The sequence below is a fragment of the Flavobacterium sp. LS1R10 genome (assembly GCF_003968825.1).
Classification (GTDB): Bacteria; Bacteroidota; Bacteroidia; order Flavobacteriales; family Flavobacteriaceae; genus Flavobacterium.
Window position 1 is genome coordinate 203,989 of record NZ_RYDH01000004.1, and the last position, 20,422, is coordinate 224,410.

17 protein-coding genes and 1 pseudogene are annotated in these 20,422 nt (G+C 36.3%); 11 read left to right on the plus strand and 7 right to left on the minus strand.

Annotation, left to right across the window (positions count from 1 at the left end; genetic code table 11):
- The first annotated feature begins 13 nt into the window (after positions 1 to 13).
- The 5 genes from EKL96_RS09510 to scpA all read left to right on the plus strand — a co-directional run bounded on the left by EKL96_RS09510 (position 14) and on the right by scpA (position 4,591).
- Positions 14 to 334, plus strand: a complete 321-nt coding sequence (locus EKL96_RS09510; protein ID WP_126461376.1) for an FtsB family cell division protein — start codon at positions 14 to 16, stop codon at positions 332 to 334.
- Positions 335 to 461: 127 nt separating this feature from the next.
- Positions 462 to 1,826, plus strand: a complete 1,365-nt coding sequence (locus tag EKL96_RS09515; RefSeq protein ID WP_126461379.1) for a methylmalonyl-CoA mutase subunit beta — start codon at positions 462 to 464, stop codon at positions 1,824 to 1,826.
- A gap of 72 nt (positions 1,827 to 1,898) precedes the next feature.
- Positions 1,899 to 2,132 carry a hypothetical protein gene (locus tag EKL96_RS09520; protein WP_126461382.1) on the plus strand — a complete coding sequence of 78 codons (234 nt, stop codon included), beginning with the start codon at positions 1,899 to 1,901 and terminating at the stop codon, positions 2,130 to 2,132.
- Positions 2,122 to 2,418 (plus strand): type II toxin-antitoxin system RelE/ParE family toxin, encoded by a 297-nt coding sequence (locus EKL96_RS09525; RefSeq protein WP_126461385.1) that lies wholly within the window; start codon positions 2,122 to 2,124, stop codon positions 2,416 to 2,418. The genes EKL96_RS09520 and EKL96_RS09525 overlap by 11 nt, the downstream gene beginning before the upstream one ends.
- A 34-nt stretch (positions 2,419 to 2,452) precedes the next feature.
- Positions 2,453 to 4,591 (plus strand): methylmalonyl-CoA mutase, encoded by a 2,139-nt coding sequence (gene scpA / locus EKL96_RS09530; protein WP_126461387.1) that lies wholly within the window; start codon positions 2,453 to 2,455, stop codon positions 4,589 to 4,591.
- Positions 4,592 to 5,335: 744 nt separating this feature from the next.
- On the opposite strand, the gene EKL96_RS09535 is transcribed toward scpA, so the two are convergent.
- From EKL96_RS09535 to dapF, 6 genes are all read right to left on the minus strand, one after another.
- On the minus strand, positions 5,336 to 5,977 hold the full coding sequence (locus EKL96_RS09535; RefSeq protein ID WP_126461389.1) for a peptidoglycan-binding protein LysM: 642 nt from the start codon (positions 5,975 to 5,977) through the stop codon (positions 5,336 to 5,338).
- A 97-nt stretch (positions 5,978 to 6,074) separates the two neighbouring features.
- Positions 6,075 to 7,019 carry a DUF2279 domain-containing protein gene (locus EKL96_RS09540; protein WP_410503642.1) on the minus strand — a complete coding sequence of 315 codons (945 nt, stop codon included), beginning with the start codon at positions 7,017 to 7,019 and terminating at the stop codon, positions 6,075 to 6,077.
- Positions 6,989 to 8,029 (minus strand): endolytic transglycosylase MltG, encoded by a 1,041-nt coding sequence (mltG, locus tag EKL96_RS09545; RefSeq protein ID WP_126461392.1) that lies wholly within the window; start codon positions 8,027 to 8,029, stop codon positions 6,989 to 6,991. Before mltG ends, EKL96_RS09540 begins: the two co-directional genes overlap by 31 nt.
- Before the next feature lie 73 nt (positions 8,030 to 8,102).
- Positions 8,103 to 8,636, minus strand: a complete 534-nt coding sequence (locus EKL96_RS09550) for a GNAT family N-acetyltransferase (protein ID WP_126456048.1) — start codon at positions 8,634 to 8,636, stop codon at positions 8,103 to 8,105.
- Positions 8,637 to 8,655: 19 nt separating this feature from the next.
- A complete protein-coding gene (locus EKL96_RS09555) occupies positions 8,656 to 9,180 on the minus strand; it encodes an ORF6N domain-containing protein (protein WP_126461395.1) in 525 nt (174 codons plus the stop codon).
- Positions 9,181 to 9,246: 66 nt separating this feature from the next.
- Positions 9,247 to 10,029 (minus strand): diaminopimelate epimerase, encoded by a 783-nt coding sequence (gene dapF / locus EKL96_RS09560; protein ID WP_126461398.1) that lies wholly within the window; start codon positions 10,027 to 10,029, stop codon positions 9,247 to 9,249.
- Between the two features lie 225 nt (positions 10,030 to 10,254).
- Between dapF and EKL96_RS09565 the strand changes: the two genes are divergently transcribed.
- Both EKL96_RS09565 and EKL96_RS09570 read left to right on the plus strand, forming a co-directional pair.
- Positions 10,255 to 11,655 carry a trypsin-like peptidase domain-containing protein gene (locus tag EKL96_RS09565; protein ID WP_126461401.1) on the plus strand — a complete coding sequence of 467 codons (1,401 nt, stop codon included), beginning with the start codon at positions 10,255 to 10,257 and terminating at the stop codon, positions 11,653 to 11,655.
- Between the two features lie 161 nt (positions 11,656 to 11,816).
- Positions 11,817 to 13,265: a glyceraldehyde-3-phosphate dehydrogenase gene (locus EKL96_RS09570; protein ID WP_126461404.1), complete on the plus strand. Its 1,449-nt coding sequence runs from the start codon at positions 11,817 to 11,819 to the stop codon at positions 13,263 to 13,265.
- Between the two features lie 360 nt (positions 13,266 to 13,625).
- Here the strand turns inward: EKL96_RS09570 and EKL96_RS09575 are convergent, their stop codons facing one another.
- Positions 13,626 to 15,032, minus strand: a complete 1,407-nt coding sequence (locus tag EKL96_RS09575; protein WP_126456055.1) for an APC family permease — start codon at positions 15,030 to 15,032, stop codon at positions 13,626 to 13,628.
- Positions 15,033 to 15,520: 488 nt separating this feature from the next.
- On the opposite strand from EKL96_RS09575, the gene EKL96_RS09580 reads away from it, so the two are divergent.
- From EKL96_RS09580 to EKL96_RS09595, 4 genes and pseudogenes are all read left to right on the plus strand, one after another.
- Positions 15,521 to 16,105, plus strand: coding sequence for a hypothetical protein (locus EKL96_RS09580; protein WP_126456057.1), 585 nt, complete (start codon positions 15,521 to 15,523; stop codon positions 16,103 to 16,105).
- Between the two features lie 1,755 nt (positions 16,106 to 17,860).
- Positions 17,861 to 18,205: pseudogene (locus tag EKL96_RS14445) on the plus strand (MerC domain-containing protein); the annotation flags it as partial.
- A 51-nt stretch (positions 18,206 to 18,256) separates the two neighbouring features.
- The gene (locus EKL96_RS14450; protein WP_231507379.1) at positions 18,257 to 18,475 is read left to right on the plus strand and encodes a GDCCVxC domain-containing (seleno)protein; all 219 of its coding nucleotides are present in this window, start codon (positions 18,257 to 18,259) and stop codon (positions 18,473 to 18,475) included.
- Between the two features lie 362 nt (positions 18,476 to 18,837).
- Positions 18,838 to 20,373 carry a M20/M25/M40 family metallo-hydrolase gene (locus EKL96_RS09595; RefSeq protein ID WP_126461410.1) on the plus strand — a complete coding sequence of 512 codons (1,536 nt, stop codon included), beginning with the start codon at positions 18,838 to 18,840 and terminating at the stop codon, positions 20,371 to 20,373.
- The last annotated feature ends 49 nt before the right edge of the window (positions 20,374 to 20,422 follow it).

Consider the following 20,422-nt stretch of genomic DNA (forward strand, 5'->3'; position numbering starts at 1 on the left):
AAAAATAAAAAAAATGACAAATCCATATAAAGACAAACCTTGGTTTAAATTCCTGAGCAACAAATATGTCTGGGTCCTGTTGTTCTTTTCGTCTTGGATGATTTTTCTGGACAACTATTCGTATTTTGATCATCGCATTTTAGACAAACAAATTGAAGATCTGGAAGACAATGCAGAATATTACAAAGACGAAATAAAAAAAGACAAAGAGAATATCAAACAATTAAACAATTTCGAACAAATAGAAAAATACGCCCGAGAAAAATACTATATGAAAAAAGATAGTGAAGACATTTACATCATCGAATTTGAAGGCGACACGATTCAAAAATAAAATCCCATTCCCAACCATTCCCAAAGGGAAGAGAGTGTACAATTTATAGTAATTATTAAAAACAGAACACCAAGTTTCGGTTCCCTCTCCTATGACGAGGACTGGAGTGAGGAAAATGACTAACAAAATGGATACAAACCTTTTCGATGATTTCAACCCCATTTCCTCCAAACAATGGAAACAAAAAATCCAATTTGAACTCAATGGAGCGGATTACAATGAAACCGTAGTTTGGAATTCTCCGGAAGACATTCAGGTAAAACCTTTTTACCACAAAGAGGAGTTTACAAAAGTATTCCCCGTTTCCACAAAAGCAACAGAATTTAGAATTTGCCAAAATATATTTGTCTACGACCTTGAAAAATCAATAGAACGGGCATTAGACACACTGAATCGCGGGGCAGACAGCCTGCGCTTTACAATAGAAAACGAATCAATTAACGTTACCGATCTATTGGAAAAATTGCCTTTAGAGAACGTTACAGTATATTTTAACCTGGGATTTATTTCAATCGATTTCGTCAAAAAAATTGATGTTTTCGCCAAGAAAAGCAACACTGTAATTTTCTGTAATCTGGATCCTATAGGACAATTAGCCAAAGATGGAAACTGGTTTACAACGAAAGAAAAAAGCAATTTTGACACCCTGAATTTGCTTTCGGCAGCAACAACATCGGTATCGCTACTTAGTATCAACGCTGCGTTGTATCAAAATGCCGGTGCCACTATGGTACAGCAAATTGCTTATAGTGTGGGACAAGCCAATGAGTATTTCAATAGAATTGACGCCATAAATACACCTATTGTTTTTGAAGTGGCCGTAGGAACAAATTACTTTTTTGAAATTGCAAAACTGCGTGCGTTGCGGTTGCTTTTTAATCTCATCGCCAAGGAATACAACCATACTTTAGCGTGCAACATCATCGTTTCGCCTACCAAACGTAACAAAACATTATACGATTACAATATAAATATGTTGCGTACCACAACTGAATGTATGAGTGCCATTATTGGAGGAGCGGATGCCGTTGCTAATTTACCGTACGATGCTTTGTACCACAAAGACAACGAATTTGGCGACCGCATAGCGAGAAACCAATTGTTGATCCTCAAAAATGAAAGTTATTTTGACAAAGTCAATAATCCGGCAGACGGCAGTTATTATATCGAAAACCTAACCAATCAACTAGCGGAAAAAGCATTGGCTTTATTCAAAGACATAGAGGCAAATGGCGGTTTCCTGAAACAACTTAATGACGGAATCATCAAAAGAAAAATTCAGGAAAGTGCGGATACCGCGCAGGAACTATTTGATTCTGGGAAAGAAATTTTATTGGGAACAAACAAACATCCTAACAAACAGGATAAAATGAAACACGATTTAGAATTGTTTCCTTTTGTAAAAGTCAAACCAAGAAAAACCTTGATTACACCCATAATCGAAAAACGTCTGGCAGAAAAAACGGAACAGGAACGATTGGATCTTGAATAGTAAGCCCGACGCTGTTATTTAATTTAATACCATTGGAAAAGAGTATATTTACTTTGCTAAAAACATAAAATAATGGAACCCATAAGACAAATCGTTAAGGTGAAAAATCACAAAATAAGCATCACACTGCCGAATGATTTTAATGCTGATGAAGTTGAAGTGATTATTCTTCCAAAGTCGAATACTTTAGAAATCCCTCAATGGCAAATGGACCAAGTTAGAGAAAGAACTGAGAAATATCTTAAGAATCCATCTTCAGCTCAAGATATTGATGATTTTCTAAAAGATATTGACGGTGGGTTATAAAATTGTAATTGTAGAGGAAGCTAAACTTGATTTCAAAACAGCTTTGGATTGGTACAAAGGCATTCACCCTAAATTGGGCGATACGTTCTCCAATTCGTTCAAGGAAAGTTTAAAAATAATTAAGTCAAATCCATTACTTTTTCAAATAATATATGATAAGACCAGAGTAGCTTTAATTGAAAATTTTCCATACTTAATTCATTTCAACAGCTACGAGAACACAATTGTCATTACAGCTATTTTTCATACTTCAAGAAATACTGAAATATGGACTGAAAGGAATTAAAATTTCAAAAAACTATAATCTTTGTACTAAACAAATGAAAAGAAAAGATTTACAACACATACAATTAAAAAGTACAGCGCTAAAAGTCGGGCATGAAAATGCTGTGGCTGATGCATTTCTAACTGCAGAAGGAATAGAAGTAAAACCTACGTATTCAGAACAAGATATTAAGAATCTTACTCATCTTGATTTTGGGGCTGGTTTTGCTCCCAATTTACGCGGCCCATACACCACAATGTACGTCCGCCGGCCATGGACGGTGCGTCAATATGCCGGATTTTCAACTGCCGAAGAAAGCAATGCTTTTTACAGGAGGAATCTGGCTGCGGGTCAAAAAGGACTATCCATTGCTTTTGATTTACCCACACACCGCGGCTATGATTCCGATCATGAGCGCGTAGTGGGCGATGTGGGAAAAGCAGGAGTTGCCATTGACTCCGTGGAAGACATGAAAGTATTATTCGACCAAATTCCGCTTAATGAAATGTCCGTTTCTATGACAATGAATGGCGCTGTTTTACCTATTATGGCTTTCTATATTGTCGCCGCCGAAGAACAAGGCGTAGCACCCGAGTTGCTTTCCGGTACAATACAAAATGATATTCTCAAAGAGTTTATGGTCCGTAATACCTATATTTATCCGCCAACGCCTTCGATGAAAATCATTGCTGATATTTTTGAATTTACCAGCAAAAAAATGCCCAAATTCAACTCGATTTCCATTTCTGGCTACCACATGCAAGAAGCGGGAGCCACGGCTGATATTGAACTGGCGTACACGCTGGCCGATGGATTGGAATACATCAGAACTGGATTAGCAACCGGAATGAAAATTGATGAATTCGCCCCACGACTGTCCTTTTTCTGGGCGATTGGAATGAACCATTTTATGGAAATTGCCAAAATGCGCGCAGGAAGAATGATCTGGGCAAAATTAGTAAAGCAATTTGAACCAAAAGACGATAAATCATTAGCGTTACGAACCCATTGTCAAACTTCGGGATGGAGTTTAACCGAGCAAGATCCCTTTAACAATGTGGCAAGAACCTGTATTGAAGCAGCAGCAGCAGCTTTTGGAGGCACACAATCTTTGCATACCAACGCCTTAGATGAAGCAATTGCGTTACCAACAGATTTCTCGGCCAGAATTGCCAGAAACACGCAACTTTATTTACAAGACGAAACTAAAATTACTAAAACGGTTGATCCTTGGGCAGGTAGTTATTATGTAGAAAGTCTGACAAATGAAATTGCTGAAAGTGCCTGGAAACTCATTCAAGAGGTAGAAGAACTGGGCGGTATGACCAAAGCTATTGAATCCGGAATTCCGAAACTTAGAATCGAGGAAGCAGCAGCCAGAAAACAAGCGAGAATAGACAGCGGGCAGGATATTATTGTGGGCGTTAACAAATATAGATTAGAAAAAGAAGACCCTTTACAGATTTTGGATGTGGACAATCAAATGGTCCGCAAGCAACAATTGGAACAATTAGACCGAATCAAAGCGACCAGAGCTACTGAAAAAGTGCAGGAATCGCTGAAAAAATTAATCCTTTGTGCGCAAACTGGTGAAGGAAATTTACTGGAAATAGCGGTTGAAGCCGCTCGAAACAGAACTACGTTGGGAGAAATCAGCGATGCGCTGGAAACAGTTTTTGGAAGATACAAAGCACAAATTAAATCCTTTAGCGGTGTGTATAGCAAAGAAATAAAAGACGACAAAAGCTTTGAAAAAGCAAAACAACTGGCAGATGAATTTGCAAAAAAAGAAGGACGTCGCCCTAGAATCATGATTGCCAAAATGGGACAAGATGGTCACGATCGTGGCGCTAAAGTGGTAGCTACCGGGTATGCTGATGTAGGTTTTGATGTTGACATTGGCCCGCTTTTTCAAACACCAGCCGAAGCGGCCAAACAAGCGATAGAGAATGATGTTCACATCCTGGGAGTTTCCTCACTGGCGGCAGGACACAAAACGCTGGTACCACAAGTTATTGCAGAACTTAAAAAATACGATCGAGAAGATATTATGGTCGTGGTAGGTGGCGTAATTCCGGCACAAGATTATCAGTTTCTATTTGATGCCGGTGCGGTTGCCGTTTTTGGCCCTGGCACAAAAATCAGTGAAGCGGCTATTAAGATATTAGACATTTTAATGGACAGTTTCGACTAAAACCACAGCCTATTATTTTGACTCAAAATTTAAGAACATCAATCGAAAGGCTGGTGTTTTTTGTTTTAAATCAGATGCCTATCCGCTAAACAGACTACGTTTACAAAACAGAATTATTTCTAAAAAAGTTAGCTATGAATTACACTAATTTTTACCATTTTTTTTAAAATAAGTAATAACCATGGTATAATGTCGTATTTTAAAATCAGGATAAAATTATGTAACAATATGATTTAAAGCTGTTTTACTCAAAGTTAATTCTTTCGACTTTACGACTTTTAAACTTTCGACTTACTTATTGATAAACATTAAATTAAATATTAAAAAAAATAACACGTCTTACCTTTAGTCATTTATTACAAGTAACCCGTTGGGTGTAACTAGTTTTTTATGGGAATTTTCGTCAGTTCGAGTGATCCCGCTTTTGGGCGGGATTATATCGAGAACTAGAAAATTAGTATTAAAAACGGTTCTCGATACACGTCACTTCGAGTGCGAAGCGTATCGAGAAGCTTTGTTCCGTTTTACTCCACAAAAACACTTATTATTTTGCTTCTTTTAAGCATTGCAATAGTATCAAATGTTCAAGAAACGGAGAAAGCAAAAATCAAAAATAGAAGGAAACCATCAATTTAGTGGTACGTCCCAATAGAGAAATCCTTAAGGCTAAATAATTCGACTATGGGATAAAAGAAAAGAGGCCGTCAAATAATGACAGCCTCTTTTTTTAAGATAAAAAAGGAATTAAATGTTTTTTGCCGTTGCATTATTATCCGCAATAATACACGAAGTATCATACCCGCCAAACATTTTCATATAGCTTTTTATAGAGCTACCATAAGCGTCTCTAAAATTTCGTTTTCCTTTATTTTTAAAATATTTTTTTACAGAACCCGCTCCGCCAAGGTGAGCTGCCGCTAATATCCCGGATTCGGTAACGAATATTCCGTTTAATATAGTGCCATCGTATTTTTCAATTTCTCTTTTCAGCTCCCATTTGTTTTTCGCCAGTAGCGCTAGAAATGCTTTTTCCTGTAATTCAGGACTATTCAAAAAGGCAGACCGATTATAGACTCCAACCGATTTAAGTGTCTCAATACCAAACTGATATTTTCCCATATATCCGAGGGAGTTCACTTTTTTGTATTTACTTTCGGATTCTCTATATCCAATAGCTTCTTTAAAACCGATAAAGAAATTTCCGGTAAAAGGAATGTTTAATTTGGTGTATTCATTTTGTTCTTCAGAAGGAAATAAGTAGTGTGCTCCCTCATCTTCATTAATAAGAAACCAAGGGCTGGTTTCTAGGTTAAACGGTTTAAAACCTGAGCTTAAAAAAACTGTAATCACAGTCAGACCTGTGTAAAAAGACCACTTCTTAATCATAAATTGTTTTTCTTCAAAACGCTGTCCCGTTAAGAAATTTCTATGCGCAAAGATACAACAAAAATAATAAGTCTGATAATCAAGTAGTTAAACTTTTTTAAAAATAAATGAAGTGGTATTTTATATCGTTAAAACGCACGAATTCAATTGTAGGTGCCGGAATTTTAACCATGTTCAGAACGGAAAAAACAGTCTTTAAAAAATGGGACTGCGTCTTTATTTTCGTCAGATCAACATCAATACTCAAATAAAACTGTCGGAATCTTTGTGGATTTGTGGTTGAAAAAGCGTTATTATCGCTATTTCCGGTCAGCATTCCTTCGGCTCCGTAACCCAAAGCTACATTTAGCCATTTTGGAATCCTGGAGCGTTTTGCAAAAGAGTGCAAATTAACAGAAAGCCAATAGGTTTGTCCATTATAATCTTTTAGAATTTGCTCTGTAAAAGAACTGCCCAAAACTTCCGGTCTGTAATTGGCATATTGGGTGGTATGAAAAGAGAACTTAGGGGTAATACGCTGTTCATTCCAGATTAATTCCTGAGAAACGTATAAAGCTGTCCCGGAAGCATTGGCAATTATATCGCCATAGGAGGCACCCCACGCAGCAGAATATCCATCCAGAACCTCAACGGCGGTAAGAAATGCAAAGCCCAAGCCGGCTCCGTATAGTAGCTGATTTTTTTTAGAAGCCCCACTCCACTGCAGCATTTGGGCACCAAGACGTCCCAGATGATACGAAGAAAATACATGCCCAGATTTGTCCATCTGCAGCCAATCAGTATTGTCATTTATAAAATGAAAATCAGATTTGGGATAATCAGCGTACCAAAGTTGGTTTAAACCGATCAGCGTTCCTGCGGTCAAAGCACCTTCAGCAACAAATACCCCTTTTTGCTTTTTCCTATTCAAAGAATCGGAGGGTTTAAAAAAAGATTCCGCACGCTCTTGGGCAAATACAATTTGGAAACCCACTAAAAATAAAAATAAAATCCCTTTTTTTAATCCCAAAACTATCTTTTTACGCCTTGGCTGTTGATCCAATCCGAATATTTTTTGGCGTTTTTATTGTGTTCCGTTAATGTGGCAGCAAACTCATGGTATCCAAAACGTTCCACGCTGGCACAAAAATAAATAAACTTGTTTTTCTCAGGATCCAAAACCGCTTCCATGGCTGTAATATCAGGCATAGCGATAGGTCCAGGAGGCAGTCCTACGTTCATATAGGTATTATACGGATGTGCCATTGTCAAATCTTTGTAGAAAACCCTTTTGATAACCTGATCAAAATCGTTTGCTTTCTTCTTTATCGCAAATATTACCGTTGGATCTGCCTGCAATGGCATTCCCGTTCGCAACCGATTGAGATACACGCCGGCTATTCTTGGTCTCTCGTCTTTTTTTACGGATTCTTTGTGAACAATTGAAGCCAGAATAGTCGCTTCGATGGGTGTAAGTCCCTGTTTTTGCGCTTTGGCAACTCTTTCCTTGTTCCAAAAATTACGGTATTCCTTAATCATTTTATCACGGAACTTTTCAGCGGTAGTGTTCCAATAAATCTCGTATGTATTTGGAATAAACAGTACCAAAACAGTCTCTTCATTGAACCCGTTTTCTTTCAAGAAAATAGAATCTTTGAAGGAAGTCAGTAATGACAAGCTATCCGCTTCAATTTGTGAACCTACACGCCCGGCTAAATTCTCAATACGTTCCTGATTATTAAAAGCCAACTTTACTGCTGAATTAAGACGCAATGTTTTTACCAGTTCATAACTGTTCATTCCCTTTTTGAATAAAAAACGTCCCGGAATTACATTATCAGAATAGCCTCGTTTATTGGCCACCATCTCAAAACGATCCAAGTTTTCGACATACGGAGCAATTATTTTTTTGACCTCTTCGTAATTGGAATCCGTTGGCACGTATACGTACACTTCGTTCTCTGAGAATTTGGTGTTAGAAGAAAAAATTTGGCGCAAAATAACCAATCCGTATAGCATCAGTATTCCTATTAAAACAACAGCGGTAATGGTAATAATTTTCTTTAAATTCATATATGGTATTTTTATTGGAAAAGTAGTATTTTTAACTTTAGTTTGAAATTATGATGAATTAAAACTACATTTTTTAAAATTTAGTATTGATCAATTGAAAAACAGCTTCGTCTTTATAAATACCATTCACAAAAGTCCACTCCTTTTTGACGCCTGTCATTTTGAATCCAAATTTAGTAAAAAGTGCTTTACTAGCTTCATTTTCGGTTCCAATATTTGCATATAACTGGTGTAAATTTAGATTATAAAAAGCATATTCAATTAATAATTCCAAAGCTTCGGAACCAATATTCTGTTTTCGATTTTTGCTTTTTTGAATGACAATACCTACTCCCGCCCTGTTATTCTTTGGATCAAAATCAAATAAATCGATCAAACCTAGGGCCGGGAAATCCTGATCCTGACAAATAGCCAATCGCAATTGCTTGGCTTCATAAATATCCTGATGGGCATTTTCTAAATATTGCTTGACTAAAAACCGGCTGAATGGCGTATGCGTATTGCTGACTTCCCAAATGCTCTGGTCGTTTTCTATGGCATATACAAACTCCAGATCATTGGGCTCTAATGCCCGAATGTAGATATTGTCTCCTTTTAATGTTTTCATTTTAAAATTAAGATTTTACTTAATTATTTTTATACCCTATTTTTTTTCTAGGTTCGGTATTATCTTTTTTGTCAATTAGTTCATCAAGATAATTAAACACAAGTTCTATATTTTTAGTGTGATTGGAGAGTTTCTTTTTAATTTCTTCAATTTCTAATTTCATACTCATAGTATCGGTAAGCATCGCTCTTATTTTTGTGAAAACACGTATAATTTGAATATTTACTTTTATAGCAGTAGTGCTGTTAAGTACACTTGACAACATTGCGACACCTTGTTCTGTGAATGCCATAGGCATATACCTTGTTCCTCCCCAACTTGAGGTGCCAATTTGGCTCCTCAAATTATCGAATTCTAACTGATTAAGTTCAAACATAAAATCTTCTGGAAAGCGTTCTATGTTCCTACGAACCTGCCGCTTGAGTTGTTTGTTTTCTACCGCATAAAGTTCCGACAAATCTTTATCTAACATAACTTTTTGATCTCTTATCAAATAAATTTTACTGCTGATAATATCATCCGGAATCATAATTGCTTTAACCATATTTTCTACTTTGTTCGTGAAAATTATTTTTTAACTGAATAAAAATTAAATCCTTTAGCTTCCTAATTAAATAATAATTGTTCCTTTAAATACAAATTCAGCTGGCCCCTTCAGAAAAACATTAGTGAATTTTCCTTCTCCTTTATCAAAAGAAACGACTAATTTTCCACCTTCTACATTTAAATCGATCGAAGTAGCATTTGTTTTTCCAATAACGTTCATTGCAATTGCTACTGCTGTTGCGCCTGTTCCGCAAGAAAGTGTTTCATCCTCTACGCCTCTTTCATACGTTCGCATAGAGAAAGTGGCATCGTCAATTTGTTTGACAAAATTGATGTTACTTCCTGCTTTCCCGTACAAATCTCCGTATCGAATAGCAGCTCCGTTTTCCTTGATATTGTAATTTTCCAGATCGTCTACCAGTTGTACATGATGCGGCGATCCCGTATCTAGAAACACATGATCTGTACTGACTTTTACGGCATCAACATCAATCATTTGTAATGATACCAATCCGTCATCGTCAATTGTGGCGTGATGCAAACCATCTGTGGCTATGAAAGTAGCTTTATTCTCAATTACCTGCAGCTTTTTGGCGAAAGCCACTAAACAGCGTCCACCATTGCCACACATGGAACTTTGGTTTCCATCGGAATTGTAATAAACCATTTTGAAATCGGTTACAGGGTCGTTTTCCAATAAAATAAGACCATCACCACCTATTCCAAAACGTCTGTCGCACAAGTGCGCAATGTGTTGTGTATTCTCTTTTGGGAAAAAATTCGAACGATTATCAATCAGGACAAAATCATTTCCTGTTCCTTGGTATTTATAAAATTGTAGTTGCATTTTAATTTCTATTGTGTGCTACAAAAGTACGAACTATTAATGAAATGTTAATCATTGTTAAAGAGCGTTAAACTGTATTTTAGGAAGCTATTTTATTTTTAATTTTACAAGTAAATATCTTAATAAACGAATTTAATTATGAAATCGCCATGACAGAAGCTGTCGCAAACACCAATGAAGATCTGGCGATACCATATTCCTATAAAAAACAAATATTATCTACATATGAAAAAAATTTCAACTCTTTTTTTGGTTTCGTTGTTGAGTGGGGGAGTCACACTTGGCGCTTACAAATTATTATTTGATACCAATGGGTATTTTTCCAGTGAAAAAAATGCCTTGGTAACAGCTGCATCTGATTCGTATGAAACGAAAGTCGGACTGTCTCCCGAGATTCTTGATTTTACCGAGGCTGCAGAAAAAACAATTCATACGGTGGTACACGTAAAAAACGTCTCCCGCAGAACGATTACCAATCCTATTTTAGAATATTTTTATGGGTATAAAGGCGGACAATCCCAGGAACAAGTGGGAACGGGTTCCGGAGTAATCATTTCTGAGGACGGTTATATAGTGACCAATAATCACGTCATCAAAGGCGCATCAGAAATTGAAATCACCTTAAACAACAAAAAATCATACATGGCAAAACTTATTGGAACCGACTCTAAAATGGATATTGCCTTGTTGAAAATTGATGCGAATGAAAAATTACCGTATACTGTTTTTGCCAATTCTGATTCGGTGAAAGTGGGTGAATGGGTTTTGGCTGTCGGAAATCCGTATAATTTAACCTCTACGGTAACAGCCGGAATTGTTTCGGCGAAAGCCAGAGATTTAGGCACCAGCGGAATTCAGTCTTTCATACAAACAGATGCTGCGGTAAACCCCGGAAATAGTGGTGGTGCCTTAGTGAACACGCGTGGTGAACTGATCGGAATCAACACGATGATTTCCTCCATGACCGGTTCTTATGTAGGCTATTCGTTTGCGGTTCCTTCGAATATTGCCCGAAAAATCATTGAGGATCTCATGGAATACGGGAATGTACAACGCGGAATTCTTGGTGTTGAAGGAGGCGAACTAAATAGCATGACTTCTAAAGAACTGGGAATCAATCAAACACAAGGCTTTTACATTAATAAAGTTACCAAAAATTCAGGAGCTGAAAAATCAGGACTTGAAAAAGGAGATGTCATCATCAAATTAGACGAACTAAAGGTGGCTACTTTTGCTGATCTTTCCGGATACATCAATACGAAAAGACCCAATGACAAAATACAGGTTACCTATATCAGAGATGGAAAAACAAGAGTAGCTCCTGTAGTGCTTAGCAAAAATGAATTTTTCAGCGCGGAGTTTAAAGGCATCGAATTAGAAAATATTGAGGCTGCTGACAAGCAGAAATTCAAAATCGATTATGGCGTGCGAATCAAATCCATAAGCAGTCAAAATCTGAAGCAATACGAAGACGAGCTGGTGGGAAATATTATCTTGAGTATTGACAATGTCAAAGCTACGGATGTTGCAACGGTATCCCAACTTTTAAGTAAAAAAGAGGAAAACCAAACCATACGCATCGAAATGATTACTAAAAAGGGAGAAGTCATGCGTGTAATTCTCTAGCGCATTCTTGTTTAAAAAAAAAACAAAGCCATCTTGATATTTCAGGGTGGCTTTTTTATTTTTAAAATAAATCCAAAAATAGCTTACGAAATCGATTGAAATGGGTATTTTTGCGCCAAATTTAAAAAATACAATCCTTTATTTTTCATTAAATTTTCAACATGGCAACTACAACTTTATACGAAAAGGAAGTTTCTTTTCAAGCCGACAGGCGACGTGCAGGAGTAAAACTGATTAAAATTATCAGCGATTTATGGTACGATAAATCCATTGAGATGGTTTTATTTAGAAACCCGCTAATCGACAGGAATGTTAGTGATATTATCAACCTGCATGAATATGCGGCTGAATTTGTAGGCAAACCCATTTCAGTATTTGATTCGGTTAAAATTGCAAAAGCGATTTTAGAATTGAATTTACCGCCTGCAAAATTAGACATTGGAAAACTGACGTACGAATATGGTTTAGAAGAAGATACATATCCTGACGCCAAGTATTTTGTCATTGACAAATTAAAAAATGCCAAAAACTCAGAGGAGATTCAACCAAAAGATGTGGTGCTGTATGGTTTTGGTCGCATTGGTCGTTTATTAGCCAGAGAATTAATGTCGAAAACCGGAAAAGGAAGTCAATTGCGATTGCGTGCCATCGTAACACGCGATAAAAATGATGCTAATTCTCTTGAAAAAAGAGCTTCTTTATTGCGTTACGATTCGATTCATGGTGATTTTCAAGGCTCCGTAACGGCTGATCCTGAAAATAATGCTTTGATTATCAACGGAACCACTGTACACATTATTACGGCAAACGGACCTGAAGAAATTGATTATACGCTTTTTGGAATTGATAATGCATTGGTTATTGACAACACGGGTGCTTTTACCACACACGAAGCACTAAGCCGCCATTTGGTTTCCAAAGGTGTGGAAAAAGTATTGCTTACCGCTCCCGGAAAAGGAGTTCCTAATATTGTTCATGGCGTAAACCACAACGAATACAATCCGGATGAAATCAATATTTTTTCGGCTGCATCGTGCACTACGAACGCTATCACGCCAATCTTGAAAGCTGTTGAGGATACTTTGGGCGTTGTCAAAGGACATCTGGAGACCATCCACGCGTACACAAACGACCAGAATCTTGTGGACAACATGCACAAAAAATACCGTCGTGGAAGAGCCGCCGCTTTGAATATGGTGATTACCGAAACGGGTGCCGGAAGTGCTGTTGCAAAAGCATTGCCTTCATTAGAGGGAAAATTAACGTCGAATGCCATTCGGGTACCGGTTCCTAATGGCTCTTTGGTCGTCTTGAATCTGGAAGTATCCAGAGAAACATCACTGTTAGAAATCAATGCTATCATGAAAAAATATGCATTGGAAGGCGAATTAGTCGAGCAAATCAAATATTCGATGAATAACGAATTGGTTTCATCGGATATCGTCGGCACATCGCAGCCTGCCATTTATGACAGCAACGCCACCATTGTTTCAAAAGACGGAAAAAATATTGTGTTGTACATTTGGTACGACAACGAATACGGCTACAGTCATCAAGTTATTAGATTGGCTAAATACATTGCCAAAGTAAGGCGTTTTACGTATTACTAGCCTGCCGTTTACAGGTTGTGGATTTGCGATTGTAATTTTTTTTTAGTTTTAGTTTTAGTCCCCTTAGTTTTAAATTTGGAACAACCGCAACCCAGCCTGAATTCAATAGAAAATCCGTCCCGTTAGGAAAAACGAGACGGATTTTTTTGTTCCTATTACACCGAATTGGCACGCAGATGACGCGGATTTTTTATGTGTGTTAATTTGTTATTACTGTGTTGAATTGGCACGCAGATGACGCGGATTAAGCAGATTTTCACTGATTTTAAAATAGTCAAACTTAAAAATCAATATATCATTCCACCTACCATGCACTAAAAACCACTTACTATTCACTTTTCGCTTTTCACTAAAAAGATACTATTCCTTAGCTTTTGTCAAATAATACACCGGAATACCAATCAGCATAATCAAAACACCCCAACCGCTTGTACTGGTTTTGGTATACAACAAGGCGATACAAATTGCTGTCGCGATAATTAGATACAGTGCCGGTAAAAATGGATATCCAAAAGCTTTATACGGTCTTTCGGCATCTGGCATTTTCTTGCGCAGAATAAATATTCCGAGAATAGTCAGAATATAAAATATCAAAACGATGATAACCACAAAATCCAATAAATCCCCATATTTTCCTGTCAAACACAACGCCGAAGCCCAGATACACTGCGCCCAGATAGACCAAGCCGGAACGCTGGCATGATTCAATTCAGCAGCTTTCTTGAAGAAAACACCATCTTGCGCCATCGTATAATACACTCTGGCACCCGCCATAATCAATCCGTTGTTACAGGCAAAAGTCGAAATCATAATCATCACCGCGATTATTAATGTTCCCACCGAACCAAAAATACGTTGCGAAGCCACAACAGCCACACGATCTGATTCGGCCGTAGCAATTTCATACAAAGGCACAACAGCCAAGTACATCAAGTTAGCCAAAATATAAATCACACTCACGATTAAGGTTCCTAAAAACAAACTCAATCCCACGTTGCGTTTTGGATTTTTTATTTCTCCAGCTATAAAAGTTACTCCTTCCCAAGCCACACTAGAGAACATTGAACCTACTAGTGCTGCCGAAATTCCTGATATCAACGCCGTTCCGCTAATAGGCAACCACGAACCCGTTTCCACATTCAGGGCTTGTGACGTCCAGACATTGTTCCAGTTCGCGTCCCAAACTTCTGCTTTGGCAGCCATAAAACCAAAAATAATCAAACCTGCCAACGACAGAATTTTGATAACCGTCAGAACCGTCTGTAAAATCTTAGAGTTTTTTACCCCACGGCTGTTGATGTAACTCAACAAAATTATCGTGAAAATAGACACAATCTGAGCCGCATTGAGTTTAAAATCCCCTATCTCATATAAAATATTCTTATCACTTAAAGGCGCGTATAAATAGGCGGCAAATTTGGCAAAAGCCACACCCACGGCAGCAATGGTACCGGTTTGTATCACCGCAAAAAAACTCCAACCGTACAAAAAACCCACGAGTTTCCCATACGCTTCCTTGATGTACACATACTGCCCGCCCGCTTTAGGAAACATCGCGCTCAACTCACCATAACTCACGGCAGCAATCACGGTAATCGTTCCTGTAAGCACCCACATGGCAATCAACCAACCGGCAGAACCCAGCTGTCGCACCATATCCGAGCTCACAATAAATATCCCGGAACCTATCATAGAACCCACCACAAGCATGGTTCCGTCGAGTAATCCTAATTCTCTTTTAAAATCGTCTGGTTTATGGTCTTCCATGTTTTTTTGGGTTTTGGGTTTTGGGTTTTGGGTTTTGGGTTTTGGGTTTTTAATTGGCTAAAGATATACTTTTTTTGGAAATTTCATAAAAAGGACGGAGAAAGTGACAACAAAGTGAATCGTGAAAAGTGAGTGGTGAGTGGTCAAGATTGAAGTTGTTCCTTTGGGCGTGACCCTGCACCAGCTTTGTCGTTCCTCCTCGCCACTTTGGGTCGGACGGTACGCTATATCTTTATTTTCTTAAAGAAAGAAAATAAAGGATGCCACTTCCCTCCCTCACGCAAACCGCACTAACTATAACGTTTGTTTTTTTGTATAAAAACTGTAAGAAAATTTTAATATATTTGAAAGAATATAAAAAAAGACAAGCAATAGCGACAATCTACCTGATTTTGGGTGTATCGACGCTATTTTATAGCGAGTGTATACAAGTTGGCGGTCAGCTTGAAGAACTGAACGAAAAACAAACAATAATTTAAATTACTAAAATGCAAAAAACATTCAAACCTCTAATTACATTTTTATTATTAAGCTTTTGTACAATAACAATTGGACAAACTAACTATAAAGGAGAAATAGTTAATCTTAACAATGAAACTTTATCTGTTGAAATAATACTAAATGCATCTTCATTTAATGTCAATCGGTTAATTGAGTTAGAAGACAAAATAACTGTAATTCAAAATGGAACTAAAGTTGAATATTTACCAAAAGATTTGAAAACTTTTAAAATCGAATTAGAAAAAGAAACTATAACATTTGAAAGTGTTGAAGAATCAGTATTTGCACAAGTATTATATTCTAATAAAATTAAACTCTACAAAATATTAAAAAGAATATCTCACGGTCATATTGTAAGGTTTTATGTAATCAAAAAGCCTAACATTATTGATATGGCTCAAATGCCAGCAATGGGATTGAGCAGATTAATAACAAAAGATGCAATGTTGCCCGTTATTGAAGATTGTAAAATTTCATATGACAAAATCAAAAATGATGAAATTAAAATTAAAGACGAAAAAATATTAGTTGACTTCATAAAAGATTATGAAAGCAATTGTTTTCAAAACTAAATAAAAAGCCGAACCGCCAACACTTGCTACAAGCGATTTGGGCATTTGGCTTAATTTAAAAATGGTCTTGTATTTGGGAGATTTGGCAAATCCGAAAACAGGGCTTTTTTAATCCCAAACCGCTTGTAGCAAGGGAATGTTACTGGCTAGTTATGCCGAAATTACGCAGGTAATTTCGATTTGAAAATAAGCAGTTGTTTCCGCAGAAAGTTTACAAAGCAGTTGGCGGTAATTTTAAGAAATTCGAGAGAATTTAATGACATTTTAAAAAATATAAATTATGATAAAGTTTTGGTTAATTGCTATTTTTATTATTATTATTTCAACATATATATTGTGGAAATTAACTATGAAATCACAAAGAGAAGAAACTGGTGAACGAATTTGGAGATTTGGGAATGGAAGGTCTGTTTATTGGCGTATTCTAACTTTGTGCAGTTTTGGAATAACTGTTGTAATAATGCTTATTATGCATTGGATAGGAATTCCTATTCTGTAATTAAAAATATTTTAAATAAGCAATTTAAGCCCAAACCCGCTTTAGTACTAGAACAAAGCGTGAAAATTGGACCCGATCGCTCGGACATCTGATTTTTTCGGACAACGATTATATTAATCCCTCGGATATTTAATTTTCGGACAACGATAGGGCGGATTTGCAATCCGAGCCCACAAAGAGAATGATTCAGCAAGAAATTATACTAGTTTAGAGAGTGAATTAGAATTTCTTTTATTAGAATTATTATGATATTATTTACGGGCACGAATTGAAAATCCGCGCTATCATGTTTAATAATTTGGCAAGAAACCCGATAGCGCTGATATGCCACAATAGTTAGCGCAGTTTTGTAAACTGTGCCCACAACATTAAGCAAATAACAAAAAATCGCTACAAAGTATAAAGCTATAACAACATAAGATGTTTGTTGAAATAATATAGAATGGGCTGGTCGTTATTTTTTAATACTTTGTGTGACTTATTTTATTTCATGAATAAACAGTCCGTTTTAAAAAAAAGAATTTTTAGTGTAGTTTAAATCACATAAGTAATAACTATGGTATAATGTCGTATTTTAAAATCAGGATAAAATCATGTAAAAATCTGATTTAAAGCTGTTTTACTTAAAGTTAATTCTTTTGACTTTAAGACTTTTAAACTTTCGACTTACTTATATTCACTCAGTGACTACAAAAATACAGTTCGCTTGGAGGTTTTTACCCGATAGCGCTGATATGCCACAATAGTTAGCGCAGTTTTGTAAACTGTGCCCACAACATTAAGCAAATAACAAAAAATCGCTACAAAGTATAAAGCTATAACAACATAAGATGTTTGTTGAAATAATATAGAATGGGCTGGTCGTTATTTTTTAATACTTTGTGTGACTTATTTTATTTCATGAATAAACAGTCCGTTTTAAAAAAAAGAATTTTTAGTGTAGTTTAAATCACATAAGTAATAACTATGGTATAATGTCGTATTTTAAAATCAGGATAAAATCATGTAAAAATCTGATTTAAAGCTGTTTTACTTAAAGTTAATTCTTTTGACTTTACGACTTTTAAACTTTCGACTTACTTATATTCACTCAGTGACTACAAAAATACAGTTCGCTTGGAGGTTTTTATCCAGACCCATCGGAAAAACAACTGACCTTGGCACTAAGACTTGCGCGAAAGAGAAACCGAAAGAGAAACCGAAAGAGAAACCGAAAGAGAAACCGAAAGAAAAGTCAAAAAAAGAAAATAAAAAAAATGAAATTTAAACTTATAAATAATATTGACAAACTTGGAACATTTGGACTTTTTCTAACTGCAATTTTCTCACCTTGTTGTTTTCCTCTTTTTGCATTTGGAGCATCAGCACTTGGGCTTGGAAGTTTAGAATTATTCGGAGGTTGGACAATGTGGATTTTTCAAATAATGGTTTTGATTTCAATTATCGGAATATATATTTCGTATAGAAAACATAAATACTTCTATCCATTATTAATTGCAATTTCGAGCGGAATAATTATATTTTCCGGATATTATTTGAGTAAATCTGAAAATTCAACTTATTTAATGTATGCAGGAATGTTTGGACTTTTTATCGCAACAATTGGAAATTATTATCAAAATAAAATATACGTAAATTGTAAAACTTGTGGAATATATGAAGGAAAAACTGTTGAATTGAAATCGACAATCATATGTCCGAAATGTGGATACAAAAAAGACGAAATGATGCCGACAAATGCTTGTGAATTTTTCTACGAGTGTAAAAATTGTAAAACAATATTGCGACCATTAGAAGGAGATTGTTGCGTATATTGTAGTTACGGAAGTGTGAAATGTCCACCAATTCAAGTTGGAACAAGATGTTGCTAAAAACGAGAATAAATGAAATAAATTAGTCCTTCTTTCAACAGTTAGAGTTATGTGGCGTGGCACTAACAATGAAACTCGTTTTACACAGTCCATCCCATCCCCTTATTACGGGAGAATCCAGACCCTTCGGACGGATCTGCAATCCGAGCCCATAAAGAGAATGATTCAGCAAGAAATTATACTAGTTTAGAGAGTGAATTAGAAGTGGTTTTATTAGAATTATTTTGATATTATTTACGGGCACGGATTAAAAATCCGCCTATCCTGGTTATAGGGACCCAAAAGCAGGAAAAATTTATATATATTTGGTAGCAGCCTCCCGCAAAATTAATATTCTAAATACTTAACTAATCCTATTTTATATGACAAAGCTTAATCTAATTATCCCACTCTTGATTTTGACTATACAACTAGTTAACGCACAATCAGTAGAAAGTTTAAAAATAAAAAAATACACACAAAAGAACGCAAACGAAATTATTACTGAATTCTCAGAATTTTTAAGTATCCCTAACGTAGCATCAGAGCCATTAAGCCTTCGTAAAAATGCTGATTTCATCATGTCAATGATGAATCGAAAAGGTATCAAAAATGTGCAGTTATTACATGGGAAAACTAAAAATATTCCGCCAGCCGTTTACGGTGAAGTTCTTATACCGGGTGCAAAGACAACTTTGATTTTCTATGCCCATTACGACGGCCAACCTGTAAATCCTGAACAATGGAATCAAAATCTGAGTCCTTTTATCCCAAAGTTATATACGGCAGCTATTGATAAAAACGGCAGTAACATTCCTTTCCCTTTAGATGGAAAATACAATAACGAATGGAGAATATATGCCAGAAGTGCTTCCGATGACAAAGCAGGAGTTGATGCTATTATAAATGCTTACGACGCCATTAATAAAAGCGGCTTAAAACCGAGCTACAATCTTAAATTCTTTTTTGAAGGAGAAGAGGAAAAGGGCTCAACACACCTAGATGAAATCCTACAAGAGAACAAAGCCCTTTTACAATCCGATTTATGGATAATATGCGACGGACCGGTACATCAGTCTGGGAAAAAGCAAATTTATTTTGGTGTTAGAGGAGATGCAAACCTTTACTTTACGGTATATGCCTCAAAAAGACCATTACATAGCGGACATTATGGTAATTGGGCTCCAAACCCAGCGATGATGCTAGCACAGCTGTTAGCATCAATGAAAGATAACAATGGTCGCGTGACGATAAAGGGGTTTTATGATGATGTAATACCATTAACACTATCAGAGAATAAAGCATTATTGACAGTTCCTTCTGTTGACGAACAGATGAAAACTGAGCTTGGTATAAATAGTGCTGAAATGCGAGATAAAACATTAAGCGAATCGATCAACCTGCCCTCTTTAAACATAAATGGTATGCAAAGTGGTAACGTAGGCAAAATGGCCTCAAATCAAATTCCAACTACTGCTACCGCTGTTATAGACCTGAGGTTAGTATTAGGGAACGACTGGGAAAGACAACAACAAAAAGTAATTGATCATATAATAAAACAAGGCTACTTCGTCACAAGCAACGAACCTACAGATGAAGAAAGAAATTTGTACCCTAAAATTATAAAAGTCATCCGTGATAAAAATGGAATAAATGCGCAACGCACCTCCATGGACTTAGCAATTGTCAAAAAGGTGATTTCTGCAGTTGAAGCCACAACAAAAGACCAAGTTGTACTGCAACCAACTATGGGAGGAAGTCTACCGTTATATTTATTTGAAAAATATCTAAAAACAAACACCATTTCCGTTCCAATAGCGAATCATGACAACAACCAGCATGCAGAAAATGAAAACATTCGACTCCAAAATTTGTTTGATGGTATAGAAACTATGGGGTCATTAATGCTGATAAAATAACTCTAAACGGTAGCTTATCATTAACTTAAATAATGTAATGAGAATACTT